This window comes from Clostridium autoethanogenum DSM 10061 (assembly GCF_001484725.1).
Classification (GTDB): domain Bacteria; phylum Bacillota; class Clostridia; order Clostridiales; family Clostridiaceae; genus Clostridium_B; species Clostridium_B ljungdahlii.
In genome coordinates, this window is record NZ_CP012395.1 from 3581960 (window position 1) to 3594549 (window position 12590).

Consider the following 12590-nt stretch of genomic DNA (forward strand, 5'->3'; position numbering starts at 1 on the left):
GATTAAGATGGTCATATCATAGATTTTAGCCGGGAGTTGTATAAATGGAAAATAGAATAAAAGCAATTAAATGTGAAAGCATTGCTGAGGAAATGGGAATAGAAAAGGGAGATTGTCTTTTATCCATTAATGGAGAGAAAGTCAAGGATATTATAGATTATAAATTTTTGACAAGCGATGAGTATATTAAAGTAGAAATAGAAAAGCAAAGTGGAGAAGTGTGGGATTTAGAGATAGAAAAGGAATATGATGAAGAACTGGGATTGGAATTTGAGGAACCTATTATTGATAAACCTAAAAGTTGCCATAATAAATGCATATTTTGTTTTATAGATCAGATGCCAAAAGGAATGAGAGATACCCTTTATTTTAAAGATGATGACTCAAGATTGGCATTTCTTCAAGGAAACTTTGTGACACTTACTAATATGAATGATGAGGAGATAGATAGAATAATTAAATATAGGATAAGTCCTATAAATGTATCTGTACATACTACTAATCCAGACCTTAGAATTAAAATGATAAATAACAAATTTGCTGGCAATATATATACACTATTAAAAAGACTTACCCAAAATGGTATAAAAATAAATTGTCAGATAGTATTATGTCCGGGTATAAATGATGGAGCAGAATTTAAAAGAACTGTAGAGGATTTGTATAGATTATATCCTGGAGTCACAAATGTGGCAGTAGTTCCTGTGGGAATTACAAAGTACAGACAGAACCTTTTTAAATTATCTAGATACGATAAAAATTCTGCATCTAACCAATTAAAGATTGCAGAAGAATTGCAGTGTAAATATATAGAAGAAATAGGAGTTCCTTTTGTAAGATTATCTGATGAATTTTATCTTGTCTCTGAAACTGAGATCCCAAACTCTAATTTTTATGAAAATTACAGCCAGTTGGAAGATGGTGTGGGTATGGTAAGACTCTTTAGGGATAATATATCAAGTCATCTTAAAAGCTTAAATAAAGGTGCACGAGGGTCGTTTACATTTTTAACTGGAGAATTAGCCTATAGTGAAATAAAAGATGCAGCAGAAAAAATAATGGAAAACAGCCCAGATATAATAATTGATGTAAAAAAAATAATAAATAATTTTTTTGGCCATACTATAACTGTGTCTGGGCTTATTACGGCAAGAGATATAATGGAACAATTAAAATATAAGACATTAGGAAAAAACATAGTAATACCGGAATGTATGCTTAGAAAAGGATATGAACTTTCAAATTCAGATAAAAGGGTATTTTTAGATGATATAACTTTAGATGAATTAGAAAAAGCTTTAAGTAGAAACATACTGGTATGTGATTATACTGGAAATGATTTAATACAGATTATAAATGAAAACAGTGAGGTGGAATAACTAATGGGAAAGCCAATAGTTGCTATAGTAGGAAGGCCTAATGTAGGTAAGTCTACGTTATTTAACAAATTAGCAGGAAAGAGAATATCTATAGTGGAAGATACACCTGGAGTTACAAGAGACAGGGTGTATGCTGAAGCAGAATGGTTAAAATATAATTTTACCATAATTGATACAGGTGGAATTGAACCTGAAAGCACTGATGTAATAATTTCTCAAATGAGAAGGCAGGCTCAGGTGGCAGTAGAAACTGCAGATACAATAATATTTATAGTAGATGGAAAAGAAGGAGTTACTGCAGCAGATAGGGAAGTAGCTCAAATGCTTAGAAAAAGTAAAAAACCAGTTGTACTTGTTGTGAATAAAATAGATAATATAAATCAAAATGCTTATGTTTACGAATTTTATAACTTAGGTATAGGAGAACCTATGGCTATATCTGCATCACAGGCATTAGGACTTGGGGATATGCTGGATAAAGTAGTGGAAAACTTTAAAGATGATGAAGATGATGATATAGACAGTGAGTATATAAAAGTAGCTTTTATAGGAAAGCCAAATGTAGGAAAATCATCTCTTATAAATAAGTTGTTGGGGGAAGAAAGAGTTATTGTAAGTGATATTCCTGGAACCACAAGGGATGCTGTGGACAGTTATCTGGAAACGGACTATGGGAAGCTTTTACTTATAGATACTGCAGGTCTTAGAAAAAAGAGTAAGGTTAAAGAGGAAATAGAGAGATATAGTGTAATAAGAACTTACACTGCAATAGAGAGGGCAGATGTATGTGTGCTTATATTGGATGCAGTTCACAATATAAGTGAGCAGGATGAAAAGATAATAGGCTATGCTCATGAATTAAGTAAATCCATTATGGTTATAATTAACAAATGGGACTTAATAGATAAGGATACAAAAACAGTTGACAAATATAAGACGGAAATAGGAACAAGTCTTTCTTTTATGCCATATGCTCCTTATTTATTTATATCTGCAAAAACAGGACAGAGAGTAAATAAGGTTTTACAACTTATAAAAGAATGCTATGACAATTACTGTAAGAGGATAAAAACAGGAGTGTTAAATGACATAATAAGCAAAGCAGTTATGATGAAAGAACCTCCTGTTATATTGGGTAAGAGATTAAAAATTTATTATGTAACTCAAATAGGAAATAAACCTCCTACTTTTGTATTTTTTGTAAATGACCCTAGCTGTGTTCATTTTTCTTATAGAAGGTATATCGAAAATCAATTGAGAGATAACTTTGATTTTACGGGAACAGGAATAAAGTTAGAGTTTAGGGAAAGGAAGGAATAATTGTGTATTCATCTGTATCTTTTTTGGGAGGGGGAAGTTTTGGAACGGCCCTCTCAGTTATACTTGCAAAAAAAGGTGTAAAGGTAAACTTGTGGGATAGAAATGAAAGCATAGTTGAGGATATAAATGTAAAAAGAGAAAATATAAAGTATTTACACGGCGTAGTTATTCCACAAGATGTAAAGGCCTCTAATGATGCAGAGGATGTAATTGAAAAAGGAGAAGTCCTAGTGTTGTCAGTGCCATCCCAGGCAGTAAGAGAGGTTTTAATAAATTTTAAAAACTTTATAAGGGAAGATCAAATAATTGTAAACATAGCTAAAGGTATAGAAGAAAAAAGTGGAAAGAGACTTTCTAAAGTTATACAGGAAGAACTACCTTTAAATAAGGTAGTGGTACTTTCAGGACCAAGCCATGCGGAAGAAGTTGCTAGGGATATACCAACTACAGTAGCTGTATCTTCAGAAAACATGCAATACGCTAAAAAAATTCAAGATTTATTTATGACGAATAAGTTTAGAATATATACAAATGAAGATATTATAGGAGTAGAAATTGGAGGAGCAGTTAAAAATGTAATTGCACTTGCCTGTGGAATTTCAGATGGTATAGGTTATGGAGATAATTCAAAGGCAGCTCTCATGACTAGAGGAATTGCTGAGATAGTAAGAATTGGTGAAAAATTAGGAGGCAGAAGGGAAACTTTCTCGGGACTTACAGGTATAGGTGACCTTATAGTTACATGTACAAGTGTTCATAGTAGAAATCGAAGGGCAGGTATACTTATAGGACAGGGAGTTCCTGTAAATAGAGCAGTAGATGAAGTAGGAATGGTAGTAGAAGGTATAAAAGCTTGCAGGGCTTTTTATGAATTAAAAGAAAAATTAAATGTGCAGATGCCTATAACAGAGGCACTTTACAGCATACTGTTTCAAGGAAAAGAGCCTAAATATACCGTATATGAGCTTATGACCAGAGCAAAAAAGGATGAAGTGTATTAATCAATAATATTAGTAATAAAATATGCCCCATAAAAATATATATATACTGATAATATTAGATTATTGGAGGGTATATTTTGGAAAATTTTGATATATACAAAGATATTGCAGACAGAACTCAGGGGGATATATATGTAGGTGTTGTGGGACCTGTAAGAACTGGAAAATCAACTTTTATAAAGAGATTTATGGAAATAATGGTTCTTCCTAACATAGATAATTCCTATAAAAAACAGAGAGCTAAAGATGAGCTTCCACAAAGCTCCTCAGGGAAATCCATTCATACTACAGAACCTAAATTTGTACCAAATGAAGCCATAGAGATAAATTTAAATGAAGGTACTAAATTTAAAGTTAGAATGGTAGATTGTGTTGGCTATATAGTTAAAAGTGCAGCTGGATATATGGAAGGCGAAGAAGCTAAAATGGTTACTACTCCATGGTATGACTATGAAATTCCTTTTGAAGAAGCAGCTGAAATAGGAACAAAAAAAGTAATAAATGAACATTCAACTATAGGACTTTTGGTTACTACAGATGGGTCTATAACGGATATAGAAAGAGCAGATTACGTTGAAGCAGAGGAAAGAGTGGTTAATGAACTAAAATCAATCAATAAACCATTTATAATGGTACTAAATTCTCAGCATCCCTTTGATCCTGATACGGTAGCCTTGAAAAAAGAGTTAGAAGGTAAATATGATGTGCCTGTCCAAACTATGGATGTACTTAATATGAAAGAAGACGACATAACAAATGTATTTCAAAGAGTACTTAAAGAATTCCCTGTTAAAGAGATAAATATTGATATGCCGGAATGGATAGAAAAAATGGATCCATCACATTGGTTAAAGCTAGATTTTATAGGCCTAGTAAAAGATATGTGTAGTAATATATACAAGGTTAGAGATATAACAAAGTCACTAGAAAGTTTTAAAGATGTAGAATTTATTGGAGAATCTATGGTAAAAGAAATAAATATGGGAGAAGGTACTGCCAGAATTGATCTAACACCTAGAAAGGATCTTTATTATAAAATATTGAGTGAGGTCTGTGAGAAAAAAATCGAAGGTGAAAGTGACTTATTAAACATAGTAAAAGAAATGCACAGTGCAAAAGTAGAATATGATAAAATAGCAGGTGCATTAAAGGAAGTAAAGGAAACAGGTTACGGACTAGTTGCTCCGCAACTTTCTGAAATGAAATTAGAAGAGCCTGAAATTGTAAAACAGGGAAATAGATTTGGAGTAAAATTAAAGGCAAGTGCACCTTCACTTCACTTTATTAGAGCAGATATTGAAACCGAGATTTCTCCTATTATGGGTACAGAAAGAGAAAGCGAAGAGATGGTTAAATCTCTTTTGGAGCAATTTGAAAGCGATCCATCTAAAATATGGCAGAGCAATATGTTTGGAAAATCCCTAGAAATATTAGTGAAAGAGGGATTACAAAATAAGCTTTATAAAATGCCAGAAGATATTCAAATTAAAATACAAAAAACACTTCAGAAAATCATAAATGAAGGTAACGGTGGGTTAATATGCATTTTACTTTAATGTTTCATCATGTATTTTATTTTACTTAAAAGTATCTATAATGGCGTAAATTTTAACATCTGTGCTTTTAAAATTTAGGACTTTAGATGATTTTGATATTGTCTAGGGTTCTAAATTTTTGAGTATAATTTAGAGTTACCTATATAGCTCAAAATAAATTTTATTGAACATTCTTGCAGGTTTGTTTGTTGGAGATATTTTATGGTATAATCATTTTAAATCTTGCTTTTAAACTTAGGTTTACGATAGATCAATTGAAATTAAAGTACTCATAAGTTTTTCTTGAAATTATTATTAATATGTATGTATAATAAAATGTGGATTGATGAGGCTTCATGGAAGGATGAAATTATAATGATTAAAAGTATGACTGGTTTTGGAAGAGGCACTATAGAAAGTGAAAAACAAAGTTTTATAGTGGAAATAAAAAGTGTAAATCATAGATATTGTGATTTAAATATTAAAATGCCAAAAAGTCTTATGCCTCTGGAAGACAGAATAAGAAAAATTGTTCAGCAAAAAATAAATAGAGGTAAGGTAGATGTTTTTATAACTCAAATGAACTTTGAAGATCAGGCTACAAAGGCTGTATTAAATGAAGGTTTAGCTAATAGCTATGTAGAATGTTTAAATGTTATTAAGGAAAAATACAATATAAAAGACAATATATCTCTTTCACTTATTGCTAAATTTCCAGAAATTATAACTGTAAAAAAAGACGATGCTGATCTTGGAAATATATGGAAGTATTTATTAACTGCTTTTAATGATGCATTAGAAATGCTAGTGGGTATGAGAGAAAAAGAAGGGGAGAAACTAGAAAAAAATATACTTGAAAAATGCAGTTCTATTCAAACTTTACTAAATACTATAGAAAATAAATCTTTTCAAGTAGTAAAGGAATATAAAGAAAAGCTTTCAGAAAGGTTGAAGGATTTGCTTGATAAATATCCGGTAGATGAGAATAGAGTTGCAATGGAAATAGCACTATTTGCAGATAAATCTTGTATTGATGAAGAAATTGTAAGGCTAAATAGCCATATAGTACAATTTAAAGAGACATTAACATTGAAGGAACCTGTAGGAAGAAAACTTGATTTTATACTACAGGAAATGAATAGAGAGGCAAATACAATTGCTTCCAAATCAACAAATCTGGATATAACTAAAGTTACATTAAATATAAAAAACGAAATAGAAAAAATAAGAGAGCAAATACAAAACGTGGAGTAAGATAGGAGGAAATGTATGGGTATAAAATTAATAAACATAGGATTTGGAAATATTGTTTCAGCAAATAGATTGGTGGCTATAGTAAGTCCAGAATCCGCTCCCATAAAGAGAATAATTCAGGAAGCAAGAGATAGAGGAATGCTTATAGACGCTACTTATGGAAGAAGAACAAGAGCTGTTATAATAACAGATAGTGATCATGTAATACTTTCAGCAGTTCAACCTGAAACTGTAGCACATAGATTGTCTTCCAAAGATGGTGAAGATGATATTGGTGAGGTTGAGGAATAATGTCAAGAAAAGGATTGCTAATTGTCATATCAGGACCTTCTGGAACTGGAAAAGGTACAGTTTGCAAGGCATTGCTGAAAAAAAATGATTTTTGGATTTCTACTTCAGCTACTACTAGGTCTCCAAGAAAAGGGGAGGTAGATGGAGTAAATTATTATTTTTTGACCGAGGAGACTTTTAAGGACAAAATAAAAAATAAGGATTTTTTAGAGTATGCTAAAGTTTATGAAAACTATTATGGTACACCTAAGTCTCAAGTTTTGAAAGCTATAGATGAAGGAAAAGATGTAGTGCTTGAAATTGATATTCAGGGAGCCTTAAAGGTAAAAGAAAGCTATCCAGAAGGGGTGTTTATATTTATACTTCCGCCTTCAATGAAGGAACTTAAAAACAGGATTATAGGTAGGGGAAGTGAAACACCTGAGTCCTTGAATCTAAGATTTAAGTCAGCTTATAAGGAAATAAATTATGTTTCAAAATATAATTATGCGGTTATAAACGATACTGTAGACAATGCAGTGGAAAATATAGAGAGCATTATTACAGCTGAAAAATGTAGAGTAGATAGGATTAAAGATGAAATATTAAATTCTAAGGAGGGTATTTTATATGAATAATTCAATGATAAATCCATCTATTGTGGATTTACTTAAAAAGGTAGATAATAGGTATACTTTAGTTACTATAACAGCTAAAAGGGCAAGACAACTAATTCAGGATTCGGAACCACTTGTAGATGTGGATTCAACTAAACCAGTTACTATAGCTATTAATGAAATAGATCAAGATTTGATTACCTATGAAACTGTAAAAGAGGGAATTAAATAATGGTAAATGGCAAGAAAACAGTTGTCATAGGGGTAACTGGTGGAATAGCAGCTTATAAATCACTAGATGTTATAAGTAGGTTGAAAAAAAAGGACTTTGATATAAATGTAATAATGACAAAGTCTGCTGCAAAATTTGTTACTCCCCTTACTTTCCAGACTTTAAGTCAAAATATAGTACACACTGATATGTTTGAAGAACCACGAGCTTTTGAAATACAACACATTTCTCTTGCAAAAAAAGCGGATTTGGTAGCAATAGTTCCTGCTACGGCTAACATAATAGGAAAGGTTTCAAGTGGAGTAGCAGATGATCTTTTAACTACAACTATCATGGCAACTAAGGCTCCTGTAATTTTTGCACCTGCTATGAATACAAATATGTATTCCAATCCAATCCTGCAGGATAATATAAATAAACTTATGAAGTTTGGATATGAATTCATAAAACCAGCTGTAGGAAGATTGGCATGTGGCGATAGTGGAGAAGGAAAACTTCCAGATGCTGATTTTATAGCTCAGGTAATTGAAAGTATGCTTTATGGTATTAAGGACTTACGGGGAAAAAAGGTTCTTGTAACTGCAGGACCGACTATAGCAGATATAGATCCAGTAAGATATATAACAAATAGGTCTTCAGGAAAGATGGGTTATTCCATAGCCGAAGAGGCTAGGGACAGAGGTGCAGATGTAACTTTGATATCTGGGCCTACAAAGCTAAATATTCCATTTGGAATTAATTTTATAAATGTAAGGACAAATGCACAGATGCTAAAGGCTGTGCTTGATAATTTTCAAGGACAAGATATAGTAATAAAAGCTGCTGCAGTATCTGATTATAAAACAAAAGATTATTCCAAAAGGAAGATAAAGAAAAGTGAAGATGAATTTTCATTAGCTTTTATTAGTGATGTGGACATATTGAAGGAACTTGGGAAATTAAAGAAAAATCAAATTCTAGTTGGATTTGCTGCTGAAAGCAACGATCTTTTGGAGAATGCTTCAAAGAAGCTCGAGAAAAAGAATCTTGACTATATAGTTGCCAATAATATAACGGCATCTGATTCAGGATTTGCTTCAGATGACAACAGGGTAACAATACTATCAAGGGATGGAAAAAAGGTGGATTTAAATAAGATGAGTAAGAGAGAAGTTGCTCGAAATTTATTCAATATACTATCCCAAAGGTAATTTGATTTATCTAAAATATCGGTTTAAATGTTTGAGAGGGGTTTAAATTTAAAATACCTCTCTTATTTAATGTTTATATAAAGGGTGATTTAGTGTATACATATGCAGGTATAATTGTAAACAATAGTTCTGTAAAATTAGATAAAATTTTTACCTATAAAATACCAGATAAGTTAAGTGGAAAAATTAGTATAGGTTCTAGAGTAAAAATACCTTTTGGTATGGGAAACAATAAATTAGATGGATTTGTAGTTAGGTTATATGAAGATGATATAGAAAGCAGGAAAATTAAAGAAATAAGTGATATATGTGAAAAATTCCCGCTTTTTACAAAAGAAGATTTAACTCTTATAGAAAAAATGAGAGAAATATACTTGTGTACATATCTAGAATGTATAAGAGTGTTTATTCCGAGGGGAACACTTAAAGGAATGAAAAAGAAAAAGGAAAGCCTAATTTATATTGGTAAAGATTTAGAAGGAAACTTTAATAAAGAACCATACATAGATATATATAAAGTAGTAAAAGAAAACAATGGAGTATACACTAAGAACTTTATAAGCAAAAATTATAAATTATCCCTATCATCTATAAATACTATGATAAAACATGGATTTCTTGTGGTTAATGAGAAAACTGTAGATAGGTATGATGTAAGACAGTATAGAGCGTATTCTAAAAAGGTACTGAATAGTGAGCAGCAGTATGCAGTAGACAATATAATAAACTCAGATAAAAACATATTTTTAATTCATGGAGTCACAGGTAGTGGTAAAACTGAAATTTACATGCATCTTGTTGAAAAGGCTATGGATAAAGGTAAGGAATCCATAATACTGGTGCCGGAAATTGCACTTACTCCACAAATGGTTGAAAGATTTAAAGGAAGATTCGGAAAAAATATAAGTGTATTTCATAGCAAATTATCAGATGGGGAAAGATATGATGAATGGATGAGGGTAAAGCTTGGCCAGGTGAAAGTTGCAATTGGTGCAAGATCTGCGGTATTTCTTCCATTTAATAACTTAGGACTTATAATAATAGATGAAGAACATGAGTGGAGCTACAAATCAGACAGTAATCCAAAGTATAATGCTAGAGAAATTGGACAGATGAAATGTAAACAATACAATTGTAAAATGATACTTGGCTCAGCCACACCTTCTATAGAAACGTATTATAAATGTAAGACTGGTGAAATTGAACTTATAGATATAAAAAACAGAGCAGATGGGGCACTTATGCCAGAAGTTGAAATTGTAGATATGAGGCAGGAACTTATAAATAACAATAAATCTATATTCAGTAGGGAACTTTATCAATGTATTTGTAACAGACTTTCAAAGGGTGAACAGATAATATTGTTTTTAAATAGGAGAGGCTATTCCACCTTTGTTTCTTGCAGAAAATGTGGTTATGTATTTAAATGCAATAATTGTGATATATCCTATACCTATCACCAGAATCAAAGAAAACTTGTTTGTCATTATTGTGGAAGCAGGATAGAAGTACCTAAAGTTTGTCCTAAATGTGGCAGTAAATATGTTAAATATTTTGGTGTGGGAACAGAAAAGGTGGAAAACCAGATAAAAGCTTATTTCCCTAAAGCAAGAACACTTAGAATGGATTTTGATACTACAAGAAGTAAAAATTCTTATGAAAATATCTATAATACATTCAAACAGGGAAAAGCAGATATACTTATAGGAACTCAAATGGTAGCAAAAGGTTTGGATTTTAAAAATGTAACTTTAGTAGGTGTAGTGGCTGCAGATTTGTCCCTTAATTTGCCGGATTTTAAATCTACAGAGAGGACATATGAACTTATAACCCAAGTTTCAGGAAGGGCAGGTAGAGGAGAAAAGCCTGGAAAAGTAATTATTCAAACTTATAATCCTGAAAATTACAGCATAAGATATGCAGCTAAAAATGATTACGATAGTTTTTATAGGGAAGAAATTGGAATAAGGGAAAATATGAGTTATCCCCCATTTGCAGATATACTTCTTATAAATATGAATAGTAAAAATGAAAATGTATTAATAAAAAATATACAAAATGTTGGTATATTCTTAAAAAAACTTCTTGAAAAAGATGATAAAATTATAATATTAGGACCATGTCCCTGTCAAATATCAAAAATAAAGGAATTGTACAGGTGGCAGATAATATTAAAAGGAAAGATAACCATAAATATTGCACAAAATGTTAAAGAAGTAGTTTATGATTTATTGAAAGATGTTTATAATGATATAAGAGTTAGTATAGATAGGAATCCTAACAGTATGTTGTAAGATATATTAATTTAGACGCAATTATCAATATGAAACAGGAAGGAGTTGAATAAGCCGTAAAAAATCTATCAATATATATTAGATTTCATTGAAACGGCAAATAATATGGCTTTGAGAACTGTCAGAAAATATGGAGATAGTATATTAAGAAAAAAAAGTAGGAAAGTAGAGGAAATAAATGAAAGAATCCATGTACTGTTAGATGACATGGAGGAAACCCTTTATGAAGAAGATGGTGTAGGACTTGCAGCACCTCAAGTGGGTGTTTTAAAGAGAGTTATAGTTATAGATGTTGGAGAAGGGATTTTAAAACTAGTGAATCCAGAAATTACATATTCTGAGGGTAAAGCCGTAGATATAGAAGGATGCTTGAGTATACCCGGAAGTGAAGGGGAGGTTGAAAGGCCAAAGAAAGTAAAGGTAAAAGCATTAAATGAGAAAGGTGAAGAGATTGTAATAGAAGGTGAGGATTTGCTTGCCAGAGCACTTTGCCATGAAATAGACCATTTAAATGGAATACTCTTCATAGATAAAATCATAAAAAAAGGTGAGGTAACTAAGTAATGAATATAGTTTTTATGGGAACACCTGAATTTTCGGTGCCATCTTTAAAAAGATTAATAGAGGAATTTAATGTTGAAGCTGTATTTACTCAACCAGATAAACCAAAGGGGAGAGGTAAAAAGTTATGTTTTTCCGAAGTTAAAGAAGAGGCTCTTAAACACGATATTCCAATATATCAACCCCTTAAGTTAAAAAATGATGCAGAGGCAATTTCTGCTTTAACAAAGATAAGACCAGATTTCATAGTGGTAGTTGCCTATGGACAGATACTTACAAAACAAGTTCTGGATATACCTAAGTATGGATGCATAAATCTTCATGCTTCACTTTTACCTAAATATAGGGGAGCAGCACCTATAAACTGGTGTATTATAAATGGAGAAAGTGAAAGTGGAAATACTACTATGTTTATGGATACAGGGCTTGATACAGGAGATATGCTTTTAAGCAGCAATGTTAAAATTACAGATAATATGACAGCTGGTGAACTCCACGATGTGCTTATGGAAGATGGAGCAGAACTATTGGTCAAAACATTAAAAGGACTGGAAAAAGGTGATATTGTAAGAAAAAAACAGGGAGAAACTACAACTGAGTATGCTGGAATGTTGAATAAGAGTATGGCAAAGATAAATTGGAATTTAAATTGTAAAGACATAAAAAATTTTGTAAGAGGTTTAAATCCATGGCCTATTGCATATACTCAATATAAGAATGATAATATGAAAATATATGAGGTGGAGTGCTTGGATGAAAGTTGTGGTGAGGAACCAGGCTGTATAATAGATGTATCCAAAAATGGAATTAAAGTTGCCTGTGGAAATGGCACTGTACTCATAAAAAAAATACAATTTCCTGGAAGAAAACCCATGAATGTAAGTGAATATATAAAAGGACATTCTATAGAAAAAAACATTGTATTAAAAAAGTAATT

General features: G+C 31.5%; 12 protein-coding genes. All 12 read left to right on the top strand.

What is annotated here, in order from left to right:
- The first annotated feature begins 44 nt into the window (after positions 1–44).
- On the top strand, positions 45–1379 hold the full coding sequence (locus CLAU_RS16295) for a radical SAM protein (protein ID WP_013237911.1): 1335 nt from the start codon (positions 45–47) through the stop codon (positions 1377–1379).
- A 3-nt stretch (positions 1380–1382) separates the two neighbouring features.
- Positions 1383–2699, top strand: coding sequence for a ribosome biogenesis GTPase Der (der, locus tag CLAU_RS16300; protein ID WP_013237912.1), 1317 nt, complete (start codon positions 1383–1385; stop codon positions 2697–2699).
- Between the two features lie 2 nt (positions 2700–2701).
- On the top strand, positions 2702–3700 hold the full coding sequence (locus CLAU_RS16305; RefSeq protein WP_023163102.1) for an NAD(P)H-dependent glycerol-3-phosphate dehydrogenase: 999 nt from the start codon (positions 2702–2704) through the stop codon (positions 3698–3700).
- 77 nt (positions 3701–3777) lie between these two features.
- Complete coding sequence (spoIVA, locus tag CLAU_RS16310) at positions 3778–5256, top strand: stage IV sporulation protein A (protein ID WP_013237914.1); 1479 nt, start codon at positions 3778–3780, stop codon at positions 5254–5256.
- Between the two features lie 354 nt (positions 5257–5610).
- On the top strand, positions 5611–6489 hold the full coding sequence (locus CLAU_RS16315) for a YicC/YloC family endoribonuclease (protein ID WP_013237915.1): 879 nt from the start codon (positions 5611–5613) through the stop codon (positions 6487–6489).
- A gap of 15 nt (positions 6490–6504) precedes the next feature.
- The gene (gene remA, locus CLAU_RS16320) at positions 6505–6780 is read left to right on the top strand and encodes an extracellular matrix/biofilm regulator RemA (RefSeq protein ID WP_013237916.1); all 276 of its coding nucleotides are present in this window, start codon (positions 6505–6507) and stop codon (positions 6778–6780) included.
- The gene (gmk, locus tag CLAU_RS16325) at positions 6780–7397 is read left to right on the top strand and encodes a guanylate kinase (protein WP_013237917.1); all 618 of its coding nucleotides are present in this window, start codon (positions 6780–6782) and stop codon (positions 7395–7397) included. Before remA ends, gmk begins: the two co-directional genes overlap by 1 nt.
- Positions 7390–7608: a DNA-directed RNA polymerase subunit omega gene (gene rpoZ / locus CLAU_RS16330; RefSeq protein ID WP_013237918.1), complete on the top strand. Its 219-nt coding sequence runs from the start codon at positions 7390–7392 to the stop codon at positions 7606–7608. Before gmk ends, rpoZ begins: the two co-directional genes overlap by 8 nt.
- On the top strand, positions 7608–8798 hold the full coding sequence (coaBC, locus tag CLAU_RS16335) for a bifunctional phosphopantothenoylcysteine decarboxylase/phosphopantothenate--cysteine ligase CoaBC (protein ID WP_013237919.1): 1191 nt from the start codon (positions 7608–7610) through the stop codon (positions 8796–8798). Before rpoZ ends, coaBC begins: the two co-directional genes overlap by 1 nt.
- A 92-nt stretch (positions 8799–8890) precedes the next feature.
- A complete protein-coding gene (priA, locus tag CLAU_RS16340; RefSeq protein ID WP_013237920.1) occupies positions 8891–11092 on the top strand; it encodes a primosomal protein N' in 2202 nt (733 codons plus the stop codon).
- A gap of 105 nt (positions 11093–11197) precedes the next feature.
- A complete protein-coding gene (def, locus tag CLAU_RS16345) occupies positions 11198–11656 on the top strand; it encodes a peptide deformylase (protein ID WP_013237921.1) in 459 nt (152 codons plus the stop codon).
- On the top strand, positions 11656–12588 hold the full coding sequence (gene fmt, locus CLAU_RS16350; RefSeq protein WP_023163104.1) for a methionyl-tRNA formyltransferase: 933 nt from the start codon (positions 11656–11658) through the stop codon (positions 12586–12588). The genes def and fmt overlap by 1 nt, the downstream gene beginning before the upstream one ends.
- Positions 12589–12590: the final 2 nt, after the last annotated feature.